The sequence below is a fragment of the Burkholderia sp. Ac-20384 genome, assembly GCF_017104605.1.
GTDB lineage: Bacteria > Pseudomonadota > Gammaproteobacteria > Burkholderiales > Burkholderiaceae > Burkholderia > Burkholderia lata.
In genome coordinates, this window is sequence record NZ_JAAGPE010000038.1 from 1 (window position 1) to 18,086 (window position 18,086).

General features: G+C 66.1%; 18 protein-coding genes and 1 pseudogene. 9 read left to right on the forward strand and 10 right to left on the reverse strand.

Going from position 1 to position 18,086, the window contains the following annotated elements:
• Positions 1–116 precede the first annotated feature (116 nt).
• Positions 117–551, forward strand: coding sequence for a DUF1841 family protein (locus G3O00_RS10250; RefSeq protein WP_027786805.1), 435 nt, complete (start codon positions 117–119; stop codon positions 549–551).
• Positions 552–650: 99 nt separating this feature from the next.
• On the opposite strand, the gene G3O00_RS10255 is transcribed toward G3O00_RS10250, so the two are convergent.
• A complete protein-coding gene (locus G3O00_RS10255) occupies positions 651–1,010 on the reverse strand; it encodes a cytochrome c (RefSeq protein ID WP_011352792.1) in 360 nt (119 codons plus the stop codon).
• 40 nt (positions 1,011–1,050) lie between these two features.
• Positions 1,051–1,410, reverse strand: coding sequence for a c-type cytochrome (locus G3O00_RS10260; protein ID WP_011352793.1), 360 nt, complete (start codon positions 1,408–1,410; stop codon positions 1,051–1,053).
• Positions 1,411–1,655: 245 nt separating this feature from the next.
• Between G3O00_RS10260 and G3O00_RS10265 the strand changes: the two genes are divergently transcribed.
• The 5 genes from G3O00_RS10265 (at position 1,656) to G3O00_RS10285 (ending at position 6,788) form a co-directional block, all read left to right on the forward strand.
• Entirely contained in the window at positions 1,656–2,498 is an 843-nt protein-coding gene (locus G3O00_RS10265) for a MoxR family ATPase (protein WP_011352794.1), read from the forward strand.
• A gap of 27 nt (positions 2,499–2,525) precedes the next feature.
• Complete coding sequence (locus G3O00_RS10270) at positions 2,526–3,701, forward strand: VWA domain-containing protein (protein WP_174931745.1); 1,176 nt, start codon at positions 2,526–2,528, stop codon at positions 3,699–3,701.
• A gap of 54 nt (positions 3,702–3,755) precedes the next feature.
• Complete coding sequence (locus tag G3O00_RS10275) at positions 3,756–4,967, forward strand: benzoate/H(+) symporter BenE family transporter (RefSeq protein ID WP_174942770.1); 1,212 nt, start codon at positions 3,756–3,758, stop codon at positions 4,965–4,967.
• 168 nt (positions 4,968–5,135) lie between these two features.
• Positions 5,136–6,089 (forward strand): transaldolase, encoded by a 954-nt coding sequence (gene tal / locus G3O00_RS10280; RefSeq protein ID WP_174931743.1) that lies wholly within the window; start codon positions 5,136–5,138, stop codon positions 6,087–6,089.
• A gap of 243 nt (positions 6,090–6,332) precedes the next feature.
• Positions 6,333–6,788, forward strand: a complete 456-nt coding sequence (locus tag G3O00_RS10285; protein ID WP_011352798.1) for a VOC family protein — start codon at positions 6,333–6,335, stop codon at positions 6,786–6,788.
• A gap of 55 nt (positions 6,789–6,843) precedes the next feature.
• Here G3O00_RS10285 and G3O00_RS10290 read toward each other — a convergent pair whose 3' ends face one another.
• The 4 genes from G3O00_RS10290 to G3O00_RS10305 all read right to left on the reverse strand — a co-directional run bounded on the left by G3O00_RS10290 (position 6,844) and on the right by G3O00_RS10305 (position 10,720).
• Positions 6,844–7,383 carry a hypothetical protein gene (locus G3O00_RS10290; protein ID WP_206142893.1) on the reverse strand — a complete coding sequence of 180 codons (540 nt, stop codon included), beginning with the start codon at positions 7,381–7,383 and terminating at the stop codon, positions 6,844–6,846.
• 431 nt (positions 7,384–7,814) lie between these two features.
• Positions 7,815–9,365, reverse strand: coding sequence for a sodium:solute symporter family protein (locus G3O00_RS10295; RefSeq protein WP_206142894.1), 1,551 nt, complete (start codon positions 9,363–9,365; stop codon positions 7,815–7,817).
• Positions 9,362–9,604 (reverse strand): DUF3311 domain-containing protein, encoded by a 243-nt coding sequence (locus tag G3O00_RS10300; protein ID WP_011352801.1) that lies wholly within the window; start codon positions 9,602–9,604, stop codon positions 9,362–9,364. Before G3O00_RS10300 ends, G3O00_RS10295 begins: the two co-directional genes overlap by 4 nt.
• 198 nt (positions 9,605–9,802) lie before the next feature.
• Positions 9,803–10,720, reverse strand: coding sequence for a spermidine synthase (locus tag G3O00_RS10305; RefSeq protein WP_206142895.1), 918 nt, complete (start codon positions 10,718–10,720; stop codon positions 9,803–9,805).
• A 171-nt stretch (positions 10,721–10,891) separates the two neighbouring features.
• On the opposite strand from G3O00_RS10305, the pseudogene G3O00_RS10310 reads away from it, so the two are divergent.
• Positions 10,892–11,978, forward strand: a pseudogene (locus tag G3O00_RS10310) (porin).
• Positions 11,979–12,262: 284 nt separating this feature from the next.
• On the forward strand, positions 12,263–12,517 hold the full coding sequence (locus G3O00_RS10315) for a hypothetical protein (protein ID WP_174931740.1): 255 nt from the start codon (positions 12,263–12,265) through the stop codon (positions 12,515–12,517).
• Between the two features lie 19 nt (positions 12,518–12,536).
• Here the strand turns inward: G3O00_RS10315 and G3O00_RS10320 are convergent, their stop codons facing one another.
• The 4 genes from G3O00_RS10320 to G3O00_RS10335 form a co-directional block, all read right to left on the reverse strand.
• Entirely contained in the window at positions 12,537–13,013 is a 477-nt protein-coding gene (locus tag G3O00_RS10320; protein WP_206142896.1) for a DNA-deoxyinosine glycosylase, read from the reverse strand.
• Complete coding sequence (locus G3O00_RS10325; RefSeq protein WP_011352805.1) at positions 13,013–13,609, reverse strand: chorismate lyase; 597 nt, start codon at positions 13,607–13,609, stop codon at positions 13,013–13,015. The genes G3O00_RS10320 and G3O00_RS10325 overlap by 1 nt, the downstream gene beginning before the upstream one ends.
• Positions 13,610–13,617: 8 nt before the next feature.
• Positions 13,618–15,516 (reverse strand): molecular chaperone HtpG, encoded by a 1,899-nt coding sequence (htpG, locus tag G3O00_RS10330; RefSeq protein ID WP_174931737.1) that lies wholly within the window; start codon positions 15,514–15,516, stop codon positions 13,618–13,620.
• A gap of 158 nt (positions 15,517–15,674) precedes the next feature.
• A complete protein-coding gene (locus tag G3O00_RS10335; RefSeq protein ID WP_011352807.1) occupies positions 15,675–17,135 on the reverse strand; it encodes a PLP-dependent aminotransferase family protein in 1,461 nt (486 codons plus the stop codon).
• 230 nt (positions 17,136–17,365) lie between these two features.
• Between G3O00_RS10335 and G3O00_RS10340 the strand changes: the two genes are divergently transcribed.
• Positions 17,366–18,058 (forward strand): VOC family protein, encoded by a 693-nt coding sequence (locus G3O00_RS10340; protein WP_174931735.1) that lies wholly within the window; start codon positions 17,366–17,368, stop codon positions 18,056–18,058.
• Positions 18,059–18,086: the final 28 nt, after the last annotated feature.

Sequence of the window (18,086 nt, forward strand, 5' to 3'; positions counted from 1 at the left end):
GCCATCGCCACGGGCACCGCGCGACCCGCTCCCGCCCGGCGCCAGCGCCGTCCGCCGACCCGGCGTACAATGCGCGACGCGGCATCACGCCGTCCGAATCACGACGTTTCCCCACCATGTTCAATCCAAGCCGCGACGAAGTGCGTCGCTTTTTCACCGAGACCTGGCGCAAGCAGCGCGCGGGCGAGATCCTGACGCCGCTGGAAGCGATGGCAGCCGACTGGATCGTCGAGCATCCCGAATACCACGACGAACTCGCCGACGCCGATGGCGCGACCGCGCGCGAGTACACGCCCGAGGAAGGCCGCACGAACCCGTTCCTGCACCTGTCGATGCATCTCGCGATCAGCGAGCAGCTGTCGATCGACCAGCCGCCCGGCATCCGCGCCGCGCATGACAAGCTCGCGGCCAAGCTCGACTCGACCCACGACGCGCAGCACGTGATCATGGAATGCCTCGGCGAGACGATCTGGGAAGCCCAGCGCACGAACACGCCGCCCGATACCGACGCATACCTGCAACGCATCCTGCGCCGCGCATCGCGCGACTGAGCGCCGCGGCACCGGCCCCCGGGCGCCTGAGCGCAGGCAAAAAAATACCCCGCCTCGGCGGGGTATTTTTGCTGCGAAGGCCCGTCGGGCCCGTCGCGCTTACTTCTTGAACACGAGATCGGTTTCTTTCAGCGACTCGATGTAGGCCGCGATGTCCTTCATGTCGCTGACCGACAGGCTCTGCACCTGCGCCTGCATGATCGCGTTGTTGCGACCGAGCAGCGGATTCGTCAGGCCCATCTGGTACTGGCGCATCGCCCACACGAGGTAGTCGGCATGCTGGCCGGCGAGGCGCGGATATTCGGCGTTGATCGGCTTGTTCATCTGCGCGCCGTGGCAGGCGGCGCAGTTGTGCGACTCGACCAGCTCCTTGCCCTTCGTGGTGTCCGCCGCGTGCGCGGTACCGATCGCGAGGCCGGCCGCCAGTGCAACCGCCGCCGTCTTGAATGCGTTGTTCATGAATGCTCCTGTCCCGCCGGTCAGATCGGCGGCGCGCGCTTTACTTGTAGGGATTGTCCTTCGTGTCGGCCTTCTGCACGGCGTAGTACGCCGCCAGATCCGCGATGTCCTGGTCCGTCAGCGAACCGGCGATCGCATTCATCGACGGGAAGTGACGATCCTTCTTGCGGTAGGCCTTCAGCGCGTTCTCGAGGTATTGCTGGTTCTGGCCGCCGAGGACAGGCACCCGGTAGACCTCCGGGTACGCCGCGCGGTAGTCCTGGATGCCGTGGCAACCGATGCACATGGCGGCCTTGCTCGCCCCGTCCTTCGGGTTGCCGACCACACCGGCCGCCTGCGCGCTGCCCGCGAGCGCCACGAGCGCTGCGACAACGACGTGTTTGCCGACGAATTTGTTCATAGCTCTTGTAACCTAGCTTGAGGGGAAACTGGCGCCAAAGCGGCAACGGCCCGCGCCGTTATGCTTATCAGGTCGCCACGCAGGCCAAAAAAAACGGCCAGATTGTACCGCGTCGGTGGGGAATGCGTCCACAAGGCGCCCCCGTTCGCCCCGCCACAGCCCTGCAACGATACGCGGGCGTGGCCCAACCGGACAGCCCTTCTGACTTATACTGGGTTTTTTCCCCGATTGAGAAGAGCGCCGCCATGCGTTTCGAAGGGTCCTCGCACTACGTCGCCACCGACGATCTGAAGCTCGCGGTCAATGCCGCACTGACGCTGCAACGCCCGCTGCTGATCAAGGGCGAGCCCGGCACCGGCAAGACCATGCTCGCCGAGGAAGTGGCGGCCGCGCTCGACATGCCGCTGCTGCAGTGGCACATCAAGTCGACCACGAAGGCGCAGCAGGGCCTGTACGAATACGACGCCGTGTCGCGGCTGCGCGATTCGCAGCTCGGTGACGAGCGCGTGAAGGACATCTCGAACTACATCGTCAAGGGCGTGCTGTGGCAGGCGTTCGATGCCGAGCACCCGAGCGTGCTGCTGATCGACGAGATCGACAAGGCCGACATCGAATTCCCGAACGACCTGCTGCGCGAGCTCGACCGGATGGAATTCCACGTGTACGAAACGCGGGAAACGGTCCGCGCGAAGCACCGCCCGCTCGTCATCATCACGTCGAACAACGAGAAGGAGCTGCCCGACGCGTTCCTGCGCCGCTGCTTCTTCCACTACATCCAGTTCCCCGACCCGGCGACGATGCAGAAGATCGTCGCGGTCCATTTCCCGGACATCCGCGAGGAGCTGCTGCGCGCGGCCCTCGAGAGTTTCTTCGAATTGCGCGGCGTGTCGGGCCTGAAGAAGAAGCCGTCGACGTCCGAGCTGCTCGACTGGCTGAAGCTGCTGCTGGCCGAGAACATTCCGGCCGACCAGTTGCGCGGCGTGGACGCGAAGCAGATCGTGCCGCCGCTCGCGGGCGCGCTGCTGAAGAACGAGCAGGACCTGAGCCTGCTCGAACGCCTCGTCTACATGAACCGGCACAACCGGTAATCCTCTCTCACCCGCGAAGGCCCGGCCATGCTGCTCAATTTCTTCTACGCGCTGCGCGCAGCCAAGCTGCCCGTCTCGGTGAAGGAATACCTGACGCTGCTCGAATCGCTGAAGGCCGGGCTGATCTCGCCGTCGATCGACGCGTTCTACTTCCTCGCGCGGATGACGCTCGTCAAGGACGAGCAGTACTTCGACAAGTTCGACCAGGCGTTCGGCGCGTATTTCCACGGCGTGTCCGCCCTGCCGTCCGAAGCATTCGACATTCCGCTCGACTGGCTCGAAAAGCGCCTCGAGCGCGAGCTGTCGCCTGAGGAGAAGGCGCAGATCGACGCGATGGGCGGGCTCGACAAGCTGATGGAGCGCCTGAAGGAACTGCTCGACGAGCAGAAGGAACGCCACGAAGGCGGCAACAAGTGGATCGGCACCGGCGGCACGTCGCCGTTCGGGCACGGCGGCTACAACCCGGAAGGCGTGCGCATCGGCGGCCCGTCGAACGGCAACCGCACCGCGGTGAAGGTGTGGGAAGCACGCGCGTATCGCGACTACGACGATTCCGTCGAGATCGGCACCCGCAACATCAAGGTCGCGCTGCGACGGCTGCGCCGCTTCGCGCGCGAAGGCGCCGCCGAGGAGCTCGACCTGCCCGGCACGATTCGCAGCACCGCCGCGAACGCGGGCTGGCTCGACCTGCGGATGGTGCCCGAGCGCCACAACAACGTGAAGGTGCTGATGCTGCTCGACGTCGGCGGCTCGATGGACGACCACATCAAGCGCACCGAAGAGCTGTTCTCGGCCGCGAAGGCCGAATTCAAGCACCTGGAATTCTTCTACTTCCACAACTGCGTGTACGACCACCTGTGGAAGAACAACCGCCGCCGCCACTCGGAACGCTCCGCGACGTGGGACGTGCTGCACAAGTTCACGCCCGACTACAAGCTGATCTTCGTCGGCGATGCAACGATGAGCCCGTACGAAGTGCTGCAGCCCGGCGGCTCGGTCGAATACAACAACCCGGAAGCCGGCGCCGTGTGGCTGCGCCGGCTCGCCGACCAGTTCCCCCATCATGCGTGGCTGAACCCGGAGCCCGAGCGGCTATGGGAATACCGGCAATCGGTCGCGGTGATCCGCGACCTGCTCGGCCATCGCATGTATCCGCTCACGCTCGCAGGCCTTGAAACCGCGATGCGCGCACTCAGCAAGTAACGACACCCACCCAGACACGAAGGCCGCGTCCGAACGGCCTCCCCCGGAGATAGCATGAACCCCTCGCCCACCGCGAGCGCCAGCCGCGCCGGCGGCCGCCGCTTTTTCGCCGATACCTCCGTGTCGGCACTCGTCGCCGGCTTCGTCGCGATGATGACGGGCTACACGAGCTCGCTCGTGCTGATGTTCCAGGCCGGCCGCGCCGCCCACCTCACCGATGCGCAGATCTCGTCGTGGATCTGGGCGCTGTCGATCGGCATGGCGCTGACGACGATCGGCCTGTCGCTGCGCTTTCGCGCGCCCGTCGTCGTCGCGTGGTCGACGCCCGGCGCCGCGCTGCTGATCGCATCGCTGCCCGGCGTGCCCTACCCCGAGGCGATCGGTGCATTCGTCGTCTGCGCGGTGCTGCTGACGGCCGTCGGCGTGAGCGGGTTGTTCGACACGCTGATGCGCAAGATTCCGGCCGGCATCGCCGCCGCCCTGCTCGCGGGCATCCTGTTCGAGATCGGCATCGAGATCTTCCGCGCCGCGCAGTTCCAGACGGCGCTCGTGCTCGCAATGTTCTTCACGTACCTGATCGTCAAGCGGCTCGCGCCGCGTTACGCGATCGTGACGACGCTGATCGTCGGCACGGCGGTCGCCGGCGGTCTCGGCCTGCTCGACTTCAGCGGCTTTCACGTCGCGTTCGCGAAGCCCGTGTTCACGATGCCGGCGTTCTCGATTGCGTCGATCGTCAGCATCGGCATTCCGCTATTCGTCGTCGCGATGGCGTCGCAGAACGTGCCGGGCATCGCGGTGCTGCGCGCGGACGGTTATCAGACCCCGTCGTCGCCGCTGATCGCGACCACCGGCCTCGCGTCGCTGCTGCTCGCGCCGTTCGGCTCGCACGGCGTCAACCTCGCGGCGATCACGGCCGCGATCTGCACGGGCCCGGAAGCGCACGAGGATCATGCGAAGCGCTATACGGCCGCCGTGTGGTGCGGCACGTTCTACCTGATCGCGGGGATCTTCGGCGCGACGATCGCCGCGCTGTTCGCGGCGCTGCCGAAGGCGCTCGTCGTGTCGGTCGCCGCGCTCGCGCTGTTCGGCTCGATCATGAGCGGCCTCGCGAACGCGATGCAGGACGTGAAGCAGCGTGAAGCCGCGCTCGTCACGTTCATGGTCACCGCGTCGGGCCTCACGCTGCTGTCGATCGGCTCGGCATTCTGGGGGCTCGTCGCGGGGATCGTCACGCAGGTGATCCTGAACGCGCGCCGCCCCGCGTGATGCGGCACGGCGCCCGCCGCTGCGGCCATCGGACACGCCGGAACGTGCCCGACACGAATCGGGCCTAGAATAGCGGATCGGAGGCGGTGCCCGGCGCCGCCTCGCTTCGCCGCCGCGTTCGCGCGGCCCGTGAGAACCCGGCGCCTTGCGCCCTTCTTCCGAATCGCCATGACTACCGCACTCGACCAGCTGAAGCAGTACACGACCGTCGTCGCCGACACGGGCGATTTCCAGCAGCTTGCACAATACCAGCCGCAGGACGCGACCACGAACCCGTCGCTGATCCTGAAGGCCGTCCAGAAGGATGCGTACAAGCCGATCCTCGAGAAAACCGTCCGCGATCATCGCAACGAAAGCACCGATTTCATCATCGACCGCCTGCTGATCGCATTCGGCACCGAGATCCTGAAGCTAATCCCGGGCCGCGTGTCGACCGAGGTCGACGCGCGCCTGTCGTTCGACACGCCGCGCTCGATCGACAAGGGCCGCGAACTCATCAAGCTCTACGAAGCAGCCGGCATTGGCCGCGAGCGCATCCTGATCAAGCTCGCATCGACGTGGGAAGGCATCCGCGCGGCCGAAGTGCTGCAGAAGGAAGGGATCAAGTGCAACATGACCCTGCTTTTCTCGCTCGTGCAGGCCGCCGCATGCGCGGAAGCCGGCGCGCAGCTGATCTCGCCGTTCGTCGGCCGCATCTACGACTGGTACAAGAAGCAGGCCGGCGCCGAGTGGAATGAAGAGAAGGACGGTGGCGCGAACGATCCGGGCGTGCAGTCGGTGCGCCGCATCTACACGTACTACAAGACGTTCGGCTACCACACCGAAGTGATGGGCGCGAGCTTCCGCACGACCAGCCAGATCACCGAACTCGCCGGCTGCGACCTGCTGACGATCAGTCCCGATTTGCTGCAGAAGCTGCAGGACAGCAACGACACCGTCACGCGCAAGCTGTCGCCGGACGCGCTGCAGGACAAGCCCGCCGCGCGCGTCGCGATCGACGAGGCCGCGTTCCGCTTCCAGCTGAACGACGACGCGATGGCGACCGAAAAGCTCGCCGAAGGCATCCGCGTATTCGCCGCCGATGCGGTGAAGCTCGAGAAGCTGATCGACTCGCTGCGCTAAGCCACGACACGCGTCAGCGGCTGTCAGCAACACTGGCAACAGCCGTCAGCACGCACGCCGCACACGGCCGCGAACGTCATGTTCGCGGCCGTTTTTATTTTTCATTCCATCGTCAAGCACGCGCACTACAATCCACGTCACGGGTGCGTCGGCCGCCTCCCGAGGCCCCCTTTCCCAGTCTGTCTTGCACGACGCCGAACCCGCGCAGATGCGCAGGCCGGCTCCCCACTACAGGAGACAACGATGCAAGTCCAACCGTACCTGACGTTCTACGGTCGCGCCGACGAAGCCCTTCAGTTCTACGAAAAGGCACTCGGTGCGAAGACGATGTTCAAGATGCATTTCAAGGACGCGCCGCCGAATCCCGACTACCCGATGACGCCGGAGATGGCCGACAAGGTGATGCACGCGAGCTTCACGATCGGCGACTCGATGATCATGTGCTCGGACGGCGACTGCAGCCAGCCCGGCGGCGGCATGCACGCCGGCTATTCGCTGTCGCTGAACCCGGCGACGGTCGAGGAAGGCCAGAAGCTGTTCAATGCGCTCGCGGACGGCGGCGAAGTGACGATGCCGTTCGGCAAGACGTTCTGGGCGCTCGGCTTCGGGATGGCGAAGGATCGTTTCGGCGTGCACTGGATGGTCAACGTCGAGGATCTGTCGCAGCGCGAGGATCTCGCGCAACGCGCGGGCCAGTAACGCCCGCGTCAACCGCCCGGACCGCCGCACAGCCGCGGCGATCCGGGCGGGACCGTTATTTGCGCAGCACCTCCGCCAGCGCCTGCTCGAGCGTGTCGTTCGAGCGGCACGCAACGCGCGCCCCCTTCTGCTTGCCGGCCGCGACCACGCCGGCCATGCCCGCGACGTCGATCGACACGGTCACGCCCTGCGTCGCTTCGTCGATGCGCGTGACGACCTTCAGCGTGTGCGTCACGTTCGACGTCTGCTTCAGTTCGGAACAATCCAGGAAGTTGCCCGCGTTCGGATAGTCGGCATACGCGGCGGCAACGAGCCCCGCGTCGCGATCGCTGACGCGCACCGCCAGCTTGTGATCCGCGTAGAACTGCGCAACCGCCGCCCACACTTCGTCATACTTGCGATTGCCGATCACGATGCGCGATGCGACGTCACCCTTTGCCGCGTCGGACGCTTCTGACGCGCCGGACGCATCGTCGGCCGCGTCATGTTTTTCCTGCGACGCATTGCGCGCCGCGTAGCGCTGCCCGGGGCCATACACCGAAATGCAGCCAGTGAGCGCCGCGCACAGCACGGCGGCCGACAAGATCATTTTCATCGCGGCCCGCCGTCAACGGTAGTACATGTTCGCGCAGCCGGCGAGCAGGATCGGTGCGACCAGCGCCCACATCAACAGGATTCTCATCGCGCGCCTCACCGGTAGTACGCATTGACACAGCCGGCCAGCGCCACGCAGCACATGCCCATTACCCAAACCCAAATCTTCGTCATTGCATCCCTCATATAATCGGATCGTGTGGAGATCGAATCACCCGGTATGGCCGGGCGGGACGCATTATTGGCAAGCGGGCCGCCGACCATCCAATCGGTCTTGCACCGATTTTCACCACGGCGCGGCCACCCTAGAATCGCTTGGAGATCGGCGCAAACGGGCGCACGGCCACACGCGGTATTCGCGGCGCACCATGCAAAACGCCCGCGATCTGCATCGCGGGCGTCGTGTCGAAACTGCAACAGAAGGCGGGGAAATCAGCCCTCGACGACGTCGAGATAATCCTCCGGCCGCGTGCGATCCTCCGCATGCGCCATGCCCATCACGCGCACCAGCACGCTCACCACCACCGCCACCACCAGGTTCACGATCAGCGACCACACGGCTGCATAGCCGGGGATCGCGAGGCCGAACAGGTGGATCGTGAAGATCGACCCGGCCAGCTTCAGCGAGATCGCCATCCACGTGCCGCACACGATACCGGCCGCCCAGCCGACCAGCAGGCCGCGATGGTCGAGCACGCGCGTGTACAGGCCAAGCACGATCGCCGGCAGCGTCTGGATGATCCAGATCCCGCCGAGCAGCTGCAGCTGGATCGCGTAGGTCAGCGGCAGCCCGAGGATGAACGCGACGGCGCCGACCTTCACGATCAGCGACACGAGCTTCGCGACGTGCGTTTCCTGCTCGTGCGACATGTTGCGGTTCACGAACTCGCGGTGAATGTTGCGCGTGTACAGGTTCGCGGCCGCGATCGACATGATGGCCGCCGGCACCAGCGCGCCGATGCCGATCGCCGCGAACGCGACGCCGACGAACCACGACGGGAAATACTCGAGGAACAGTGCGGGCACCGCGAAGTTCGGGCCGAACGCCTTGAAGTACGGCGCGTACTGCGGCATGTCCTTCACGCCCGATGCGAGCGCCATGTAGCCGAGCAGCGCGAGCAGGCCGAGCACGAACGAATACGCGGGCAGCATCGCCATGTTGCGGCGGATCGAGTTGCCGGACGACGACGACAGGATCGCCGTCACCGAGTGCGGATACAGGAACAGCGCGAGCGCCGAGCCGATCGCGAGCGTCGCGTACGCGCTGTAGCCGTTCAGGCTCATCGCGTCGGGCGCCTTCAGCAGCAGCTTCGCGGGCGGCACGCTCGCGAAGATGTGCCCGAAGCCGCCGAGCTTCGCCGGGATCACGATGACCGCCGCGGCGATCGTGATGTAGATCAGGATGTCCTTGACGATCGCGATCATCGCGGGTGCGCGCAGGCCCGACGTGTACGTGTACGCGGCGAGGATCGCGAACGCGATGATCAGCGGCAGGTCGCCGACGAAGCCGGTCGTGTCGAAGCCGAGTGCGCCGATCACCACTTCGATGCCGACGAGCTGCAGCGCGATGTACGGCATCGTCGCGAGAATGCCCGTCACCGCGATCGCGAGCGCGAGCATCCGGCTGCCGTAGCGCGCGTTGACGAAGTCGGCGGCCGTCACGTAGCCGTGCCGCTTCGCGATGCTCCACAGCTTCGGGAACACGACGAACGCGAACGGATAGATCAGGATCGTGTACGGCAGCGCGAAGAAGCCCATCGCGCCGGCGCCGAACACGAGCGCGGGCACCGCGACGAACGTGTAGGCCGTGTAGAGGTCGCCGCCGAGCAGGAACCACGTGACGATCGTGCCGAAGCGGCGGCCGCCGAGGCCCCATTCGTCGAGATGGGCGAGATCGCCGCGCCGCCAGTTCGCGGCCAGGAAACCGATGATCGTGACGCCGATGAACAGCAGGACGAAGACGAAAGTTGCGCCGAGATTCATCGCGCACCTCCCTGCGGGCCGCTCGCCTTCCACGCGTTCTTGGTCTTGAAGTACACGAACGCGGTGATCACCGCGCTGATGAAGACCCAAAGGAGCTGGTACCAGTAGAAAAACGGAAAACCCAACCATTGCGGTTCGATCTTGCTGTACGACGGTACCCAGACCATCGCAATCAGCGGCAGTACCAGCAGCCAGAGCCAGCGCTTGGCAGCCCGGTTGGCGTCGGCATCGTGAGCCATGACGTCTCCTCTTCTTTCCCGGTTATCGATCTTGTTGAGCGGGTACGGCGCCGAGAGGAGCGCAAAACGGGTAGGCTGCGGCTCCCCTGGCTTCGCGCCAGTATAGGAGCCGCGAGCACGCGGTCAAGCGGGGGCGAACCCGAGGTGATCCGCCCCTTGTCGCGTGGTTGCACCGGCATGCCGCCGGTGCATGAAGCGTCAGATCGCGAACGAGGCGTCGCTCGCGCCGGTCGTTTCTTTCAAAGCTTTCACCCACTTGCGTGCGGGCAGCTTCAGCGTGTCCTCGATCAGCTTCGCACGTTCGTCGAGCTGCGCGAACGACACGTCGAGCGCGGGGCCCGAGAACGCGATCGCGATCCGGTTGCCGTCATGCACTTCCGGCAGCGCGATCACGCGGTGATCGAACGCCGCGTTCAGGTGCTTCATGTTGCGCACGAAGCTCGGATGATCGCCGAACAGGTTGATCGTCGCGATGCCCGCGTCGGCGAGGCAGCCGCGCACCGCGCGGTAGAACGAGACGCTGTCGAGCACGGGGCCGCGCGCGGTCGCGTCGTACAGGTCGATCTGGATCGCGCCCGTGGTGCCGCGGTTGGCCGGATCGTTGACGAAATCCCACGCGTCGGCTTCGTGCACGGCGAGGCGTGCATCGTCGGGCGGCAGCGCGAACATCGTGCGCGCGGCGACGATCACGGCCGGGTTCAGCTCGACGGCCTCGACCTTCGCGTGCGGCAGGAAGCGGTGCGAGAACTTGGTCAGCGCGCCGGTGCCGAGCCCGAGCTGGACGACCCGCTCGGGCGTTTCGAGGAACAGCAGCCACGCCATCATCTGCTGGGCGTATTCGAGCTCGATATGCAGCGGCTTGGAGATCCGCATCGCACCCTGCACCCATTCGGTGCCGAAGTGCAGGAAGCGCACGCCGCCCTCTTCCGAGAACGTGACGGGCGCGAAGCGCGGCTTGCGCGGGGCTTCGAGCACGGGCACGTCGTCGTGTTCGTCGATCTCCGGGCGGCGCTTCACGCGCGGCGGCTGGAGTTTTTCGGAGCCGTTGTAGGCGGACGGCTTGCTGCGCTTGGACGCGCGCGCCTCGGCGGACGCGCGCTTGATCAGTCGGGTCATGTGTGAATCTCGCTGGGTGAAGCTGGTTTTAGCGGACGAGAGGATAGCATTCCCGACGGGGGCCGCCGCCGGACGGCGCGTCGTTCCCGCGCAATCTCGCCGAAAGGTGACCTGAATAGAATCTGTCCCGAAAATCAACAACCACGCTGTCAAAACACCCTCGGGACTCTAATGAAATTCAGCAAAGCCGTTGTTCTTTCACCGCTGGCCATTCTCGCGTGTACCGCGCACGCGCAAAGCAGCGTCACGCTTTACGGGACGATCGACGAAGGCCTCGATTACTTCAGCAATTACGGCGGTCACTCGCTCTATGCCCTTGCGACCAATTACCAGCAACTGGGTACGCGTTGGGGTATCAAGGGAAAGGAAGATCTGGGCGGGGGCGTCAGCGCGATCTTCCAGCTCGAAAACGGCTTTAGCGTGAACAATGGCAGCGCGCAGCCGAACGGTCAGATGTTCGGCCGTCAGGCGTACGTCGGAGTCGACTCGAACCGTATCGGGGCGCTCACGCTCGGCAGGCAGTACGACTCTGTCGTCGACTATCTCTCCCCACTGTCTGCAGCGGGAAGCTGGGGCGGCTCGCTGTTCGCGCATCCTTTCGACGCTGACAACATCAACGATACGTTCCGAATCGACAACTCGGTGAAGTACACGATATGCCAGCGTGCAGTTTGGCGGCCTCTATGGATTCAGCAACCAGGCAGGAGCATTCGCGAACAATCGTGCATGGAGCATCGGTGCGCGATACCGGAACGGTCCGTTGGCGGTTGCGGCGGCCTTCATGAACCTCGATGGCGCGCACACCAATACGACCGGCGCCGTCATCGAGTCGCCGTACGCTGCGGCCCGGCAGCGGATTGCCGGCGCAGGTGCGAGCTACGCGATCGGATCCGCCGTGCTCGGTCTCCTCTACACGCACACGGATATCGTCGACCGGTTCACGTTCCCGGCCAGCACGGTGAAGTTCGACAACGTCGAGGTCAACGCGAAATACGACGTGTCGGCAGCCTGGTATCTGGCCGCGATGTATCTTTATACGTTCGAGGGCGTCACCTATTCGGGCGGGCGCAATTCACCGCACCGCAACCAGGTCGGGCTGATGGCGGACTACCGGCTTTCGAAACGAACCGATCTCTACGTACAGGGTGTCTACGCAAAGGCTTCGGGTAATGAAGCCTGGGGGGCCGTCGGTACCTACGCCGAATCGACGTCGAACAATCAGACCGTCGCGCGTGTCGGTATTCGTACTTCGTTCTGACTTCGCCCTATATGCCAACACCCATGCCCCGCGGCCCGACCGGTTCGCGGGGCATGGCCATCGGCAGGCATGCCGCCCCGCTCGGCACGCCACGTTGCGCCGGGCTCGGCTTCGTGTTTCCGCATGCGCATCCCACGCAATCAGCGCCCGATGCGCTCATCCCCCCTCATTCCTCTGCACTCCGGAATACGTCGACATTTCGCTCGTCAGGATGTACGGTAGTTCCCGTGAACGTCCTGTCAGCGCCGGCGCGCCGCATATACGCGCCACGTTTCGGAGATCCCATGACCTCGACCGACAAGAAAATCTGGTTTCCGGCGAAACGCTACGGCTGGGGATGGGGGTTGCCGGTCGCGTGGCAAGGCTGGGTCGTCATGCTGCTCTTCGTGATCGGGATCGTGGTGGTCGCGACGCATCTCTCGCCCGCCCAATCACCGCTGGCGTTCGCGGCATGCATCGTGGCGCTGGTGGCTGCGCTCACGGTCGTGTGCTGGCTGAAAGGCGAAAAGCCGAAGTGGCGCTGGGGCAAGGACGAATAAGCGACGATCCGTCCAATCGTCAGGCACGAATCCCGTGCCACTGCGCAAGCTTCTGCTCGAACGTCAGCATCGCATTCGCCGGGCTCGACGAAGGCAGCACGAGCGTGTCGTACCCCGCCGCGCCAATCACCTCCGCAAACCGCCCTGCCGTCTTGCCGTTGAAGCACACGCGCTTCAGCAACGGCGCATGCTCGCGCAACGCATCGAAATCGTTCGGCTTCGCATGCCGGATCGCCGAATCGAGGCTGCCTTCGCGATGGCACGCAGCCAGCACGTCCCAGATACCGATCCCGTGCGACAGCACACGCTCGAGCCGCGCGTCATACGCGAGCTCGTGCAGCCCGTGCTCGCCGAGCACCGTGCCGAGCAGCCGCCAGAACTGGTTGCGCGGATGCGCGTAGTACTGCGCGGCATCGAGCGACGCCTCGCCCGGAAAGCTGCCGAGGATCATCGTGTGCGTATTCGCCGCGACGACCGGCGGGAAACCCCGCAACATCACGCGCCTCCGCCCGGCCCGCCCGAGCGCGGCCCGTCGCCGTGCGCGTCGAGATGGCGCCACAGCGCCGGCAGCATGCACTCGGTGACCATCAACGGCTTGCCGTGGCGCTGGAACACCGAGCGCCGCGCGGCGAACGAATGCGGCGCTCGCGCCCCGCCAAGCGCATGGGTCGCCAGCGCATACAGCGGATGGCCGGCGATCACGCGCCGGCTGACGAGCGCCGAACGCTCGACCTGCGGATCGCTGTACAGCAGCTCCGCCAGCGGCCGCGTGCGCAACCGCCGCATGGCCTGCCACACGCCCTTGCTGGCCGCGAGCGGCGCGATGCTGTGCGCGGCGACGTACGGCGTGCCGTCGACCGACAGGATCACCTCGCGCACCCACATCGGCGCGCGCGGTGCACTGGCGACGGCGTCCGGCTCGTCGAACCACGGACAGTCGACGGCCTCGCGCGTCACGCGCACGTTCACGCGGCCGAGCCGCGCGAGGTGCGCGGTGAGCGATCCGCCGCGCGTCAGCCAGTCGCGCTGGTCGAGCGTGCAGCCAGGCCGCGGCGTCTCGCGCCAGCCGGCCTGACCGCCGTCGAATCGCATGCGTGTGTTCACGCGGCGCGCGACAGCAGCAGCGCGTTGGTTCGCTTCACGAAGCTCGCCGGATCGTCGAGCATGCCGCCTTCGGCCAGCAGCGCCTGATCGAACAGCAGATGGCACCAGTCGCCGAAATCGGCGCTGTCGGCCTTCAACTGCTTCACGAGCGCGTGCTCCGGATTGATCTCGAGGATCGGCTGCATCGCCGGCGCGTTCTGGCCGGCCGCCTTCAGCATGCGCTGCAGGTAGCCGCTCATGTCGTTGTCGTCCGCGACGAGGCACGACGGCGAATCGGTCAGGCGGAACGTGACACGCACTTCCTTCACCTTGTCGCCGAGCGCTTCCTTCATCTTCTCGACGACCGGCTTGATCGCCTCGCCCGCCTGCTCCTGCGCCTTCTTCTCTTCGTCGTTCAGCTCGCCGAGATCGAGGTCGCCGCGCGCCACGCTCGCGAGCGGCTTGCCGTCGAATTCCTGCAGGAACGACAGCATCCATTCGTCGACGCGATCGGTCAGCAGCAGCACCTCGACGCCCTTCTTGCGGAACACTTCGAGATGCGGGCTGTTCTTCGCGGCCTGCCATGCGTCGGCGGTCACGTAGTAGATCTTGCTCTGCTCGGGCTTCATGCGCGACACGTAGTCGGCGAGCGACACGTCCTGCGCGTCGGTGTCGCCGTGCGTCGACGCGAAGCGCAGCAGCTTCGCGATGCGCTCGCGGTTCGCGTGATCCTCGCCGAGGCCTTCCTTCAGCACCTGGCCGAACGCGCTCCAGAACGTCTTGTACTTCTCCTTGCCGGCATCCTCTTCCGCATTCGCGAGCTCTTCGAGCATCGACAGCGCGCGCTTGGTCACGCCTTCGCGGATCGCCTTCACGTCGCGGCTTTCCTGCAGGATTTCGCGCGACACGTTCAGCGGCAGGTCGGCCGAATCGACGACGCCCTTCACGAAACGCAGGTACTGCGGCAGCAGCTGCTCGGCGTCATCCATGATGAACACGCGCTTCACGTACAGCTTCAGGCCGCCGCGATAGTCGCGGTTCCACATGTCGAACGGCGCGTGCGACGGCACGAACAGCAGTTGCGTGTACTCGCTGCGGCCCTCGACGCGGTTATGCGTCCACGTGAGCGGATCCTGGTGATCGTGCGCGATGTGCTGGTAGAACTGCGTGTACTGCTCGTCGGTGACGTCGCTCTTCGAACGCGTCCACAGCGCGCTCGCCTGGTTGACGGTCTCGTCCTCGTCCTTCAGGACCATCTCGCCCTTTTCCTGATCCCATTCTTCCTTCTGCATCAGGATCGGCAGCGCGATGTGGTCGGAATACTTCTGGATGATCGACTGCAGGCGATGCGACGACAGCAGCTCGTCCTCGCCTTCGCGCAGGTGCAGCGTGATCGTCGTGCCGCGTTGCGCGCGCTCGATCGCGTCGATCGTGAAATCGCCCTCGCCCGCGCTTTCCCAGCGTACGGCTTCGCTCGCCGGCAGGCCCGCGCGACGCGTTTCAACCGTGATCTTGTCGGCGACGATGAAGCCCGAGTAGAAACCGACGCCGAACTGGCCGATCAGCGCCGCATCCTTCTGCTGGTCGCCGGACAGCTTCGTGAAGAATTCCTTGGTGCCCGAGCGCGCGATCGTGCCGAGGTTCGCGATCGCTTCGTCGCGGCTCATGCCGATGCCGTTGTCGTCGATCGTGATCGTGCGCGCGGCCTTGTCGTAGCCGATGCGAATGCGCACGTTCGGATCGTTCTCGTACAGCGCGTTGTCCGCGAGCCCTTCGAAACGCAGCTTGTCGGCCGCGTCGGACGCGTTCGACACCAGTTCGCGCAGGAAGATTTCCTTGTTGCTGTAGAGCGAATGGATCATCAGGTGGAGGAGTTGCTTGACCTCTGCCTGAAAGCTCATCGTTTCGTGTGCCATGGATGCTGTTTCCTCTTACTTGAACTTGAATGGTGTGGCGCGAGCGCCCGGCGCGCGATGCCGGCCGGCCCGTGAAAGGCGACCGCCTGACGCTGGCGGTTTGCGCGCGTATCTGGGGATGGCACGCCCGATTTCAAGGGCGGGCGTGCCGCGCCGCGTCACGACGCGCGGCGCACGGCCGAATCGATATAGCGCGACAGCAGCCCCGGCAGCGCCGGATCGCCGCAGTTCGCGACGTTGAAGCGCATCCACGTGGACGGCGATTGCTGCGGCGAGAACAGGCTGCCCGGCGTCAGCAAAAAGCCGGCCTCGTGCGCAACTGCCGCGAGCGCGTCCGAATCGACACCCGTGTCGGCCCACAGGAACATCCCGGCCGCCGGCATCGTGAACAGGCCGAGCCCCGTGCGCTCGAGCATCCGCGCGGTCTTGTCGCGCACGCCGTCGAGCCGCGCGCGCAGCCGCTCGACGTGGCGCCGGTAATGCCCTTCGGTCAGGATCTTGTAAAGCACGCGCTCGTTGAGTTCGGGCGTCGTCATCCCGACCAGCATCTTCTGGTCGGTGACCGCCTTCGCGATCTCCGGCGCGCATGCAACATAGCCGACCCGCAGGTTCGCCGCGAGCGTCTTCGAATAGCTGCCGAGGTAGATCACGCGCTTCAGCTGATCGAGGCTCGCGAGGCGCGTGGCCGGATAGCTCGGCGGGCACAGGTCGCCGTATACGTCGTCCTCGACGACGAGGAAGTCGTACGCCTCCGCGAGCTTCAGGATCCGGAACGCCTGCGCGGCCGACAGCGACGTGCCGGTCGGGTTCTGCAGCACCGAATTGATCACGAGCATCTTCGGCCGCCACATCTGCACGAGCGTCTCGAGCGCGTCGAGATCGGGGCCGTCCGGCGTGTACGGCATCCCGACGAGCTGCGCGCCCTGCGCCGCGAAGCGGCCGAACATCTGGAACCAGGCCGGATCGCCGACGATCACCGCATCGCCGGGCTTCACGTAGATCCGCGAGATCAGGTCGATCGCCTGCGTGATTCCGGACACCAGCACGATCTGTTCGGGCTTCGCGCCGATTTCCACTTCGGCAAGGCGCGTCTGCAGTTGCTGGCGCAGCGGCAGGAAGCCCTGCGCGGTGCCGAAGCCGAGCATCTGCGCGCCGGACTGGCGCCCGAGCGCGCGCAGCGCACCGGTGATCAGTTCGCCGTCGAGCCAGCGGCCCGGCAGATAGCCGAGGCCCGGCCCCTTTTCCGGGCTGACGGTGTGCAGCATGTTGCGCAGCAGCCAGACGACGTCGATCGTGTTGTGCACCGGCGCAGCCTCGGCCACGCGTGCGACGCTGTCAGCCGGCTGCGGGCCGGCGGCCGTGCGCTCGCGCACGTAGAAGCCCGAGCCGCGCCGCGAGTCGAGGTAGCCCTGCGCGACGAGGCGCTCGTACGCCTCGACGACGGTGAAGCGCGACACGCTCTTGTCGAGCGCGAGCTTGCGGATCGACGGCATGCGCATGCCGGGCCGGAACACGCGTTCGTCGATGCGCCGTCGCGCCCACTGGACAAGCTGGTCGACGAGCGTGAGCGTGGCCGTGTCGTGCGGCACGGGAATCTGGGCGAGTGGGACGGTGGACATGGGCTGGAGCTCCAACTGTACCGAAGGCTATCGCGCCGATTGTACCGTTACTGTGCCGGTAGCGACGATTACAGTTGATCGCAATGGCGACCGTGCGGCCGCCGCTCCGGCCCCGCCGCATCGGGCATCGCGCCCACCGGCCTGCATCGCGGCCGGTACGCCGGCCGGTCCGGCCACCGCCCGGCGCATCGCCTGCCCACCATGACACTTTCGCTTCCCGACCGACGTTCATGCCAGCCCGCTCCCTGACCCTCGACCATCTCGTGATCGCCGCGCGCACGCTCGACGAAGGCGTACGCCATGTCGCCGACGCACTCGGCATCGAACCGGTCGGCGGCGGCCGCCACCCGCTGATGCGGACCCACAATGCACTGTTCGGCGCGTGGGGCGGGCTCTACCTCGAAGTGATCGCGATCGACCCCGATGCGCCGGCGCCGAACGACGGCGCGGAGCCGCCGCGCGCACGGCTGTTCGGGCTCGACGACCCGGCCATGCACACGCGGCTCGCGCAAGGCCCGTTTCTCGCGCACTGGGTCGCGCGGGTCGACCGTCCACGCCAGCTCGCGCTGTGGCAGAGCCAGTACCCGGCGCGCATCCCGCCGGTCGTCGCGATGCGGCGTGGCGACCTGAGCTGGGGCCTCACGGTGCCGGACGACGGCACGTTCCCCGCGTGGCAAGGCATGGGCGACGGCCTCCTGCCGTCGCTGATCCAGTGGGACAGCGCGCGCCACCCGGCCGAATCGCTGCCGGCCGACGGCGTCGCGCTGAAGGCACTCAAGGGTGCCCACCCGCGTGCGGACGCGATCCGCGAGCAGCTCGACTGGCTCGGCGCCGCCCACCTGCTCGACCTCGAAGCCGCCGACGGCCCGCCCGCGCTGGTCGCCGAATTCGACACGCCGCAGGGCGCGCGCACGCTGCGCTGAACCCCCTGCCGCCCCCTGAACGACACCA

What these genes read in the sequence shown, in the direction of transcription:
- G3O00_RS10325 (WP_011352805.1), bottom strand. Translation starts at nt 13,609, where the DNA reads ATGCGATTCGACGGCGGTCAGGCCGGCTGGCGCGAGACGCCGCGGCCT.
- G3O00_RS10265 (WP_011352794.1), top strand. Translation starts at nt 1,656, where the DNA reads ATGCGTTTCGAAGGGTCCTCGCACTACGTCGCCACCGACGATCTGAAG.
- G3O00_RS10260 (WP_011352793.1), bottom strand. Translation starts at nt 1,410, where the DNA reads ATGAACAAATTCGTCGGCAAACACGTCGTTGTCGCAGCGCTCGTGGCG.
- G3O00_RS10270 (WP_174931745.1), top strand. Translation starts at nt 2,526, where the DNA reads ATGCTGCTCAATTTCTTCTACGCGCTGCGCGCAGCCAAGCTGCCCGTC.
- htpG (WP_174931737.1), bottom strand. Translation starts at nt 15,516, where the DNA reads ATGGCACACGAAACGATGAGCTTTCAGGCAGAGGTCAAGCAACTCCTC.
- tal (WP_174931743.1), top strand. Translation starts at nt 5,136, where the DNA reads ATGACTACCGCACTCGACCAGCTGAAGCAGTACACGACCGTCGTCGCC.
- G3O00_RS10300 (WP_011352801.1), bottom strand. Translation starts at nt 9,604, where the DNA reads ATGGCTCACGATGCCGACGCCAACCGGGCTGCCAAGCGCTGGCTCTGG.
- G3O00_RS10340 (WP_174931735.1), top strand. Translation starts at nt 17,366, where the DNA reads ATGCCAGCCCGCTCCCTGACCCTCGACCATCTCGTGATCGCCGCGCGC.
- G3O00_RS10295 (WP_206142894.1), bottom strand. Translation starts at nt 9,365, where the DNA reads ATGAATCTCGGCGCAACTTTCGTCTTCGTCCTGCTGTTCATCGGCGTC.
- G3O00_RS10320 (WP_206142896.1), bottom strand. Translation starts at nt 13,013, where the DNA reads ATGTTGCGGGGTTTCCCGCCGGTCGTCGCGGCGAATACGCACACGATG.
- G3O00_RS10275 (WP_174942770.1), top strand. Translation starts at nt 3,756, where the DNA reads ATGAACCCCTCGCCCACCGCGAGCGCCAGCCGCGCCGGCGGCCGCCGC.
- G3O00_RS10315 (WP_174931740.1), top strand. Translation starts at nt 12,263, where the DNA reads ATGACCTCGACCGACAAGAAAATCTGGTTTCCGGCGAAACGCTACGGC.
- G3O00_RS10290 (WP_206142893.1), bottom strand. Translation starts at nt 7,383, where the DNA reads ATGAAAATGATCTTGTCGGCCGCCGTGCTGTGCGCGGCGCTCACTGGC.
- G3O00_RS10305 (WP_206142895.1), bottom strand. Translation starts at nt 10,720, where the DNA reads ATGACCCGACTGATCAAGCGCGCGTCCGCCGAGGCGCGCGCGTCCAAG.
- G3O00_RS10250 (WP_027786805.1), top strand. Translation starts at nt 117, where the DNA reads ATGTTCAATCCAAGCCGCGACGAAGTGCGTCGCTTTTTCACCGAGACC.
- G3O00_RS10255 (WP_011352792.1), bottom strand. Translation starts at nt 1,010, where the DNA reads ATGAACAACGCATTCAAGACGGCGGCGGTTGCACTGGCGGCCGGCCTC.
- G3O00_RS10335 (WP_011352807.1), bottom strand. Translation starts at nt 17,135, where the DNA reads ATGTCCACCGTCCCACTCGCCCAGATTCCCGTGCCGCACGACACGGCC.
- G3O00_RS10285 (WP_011352798.1), top strand. Translation starts at nt 6,333, where the DNA reads ATGCAAGTCCAACCGTACCTGACGTTCTACGGTCGCGCCGACGAAGCC.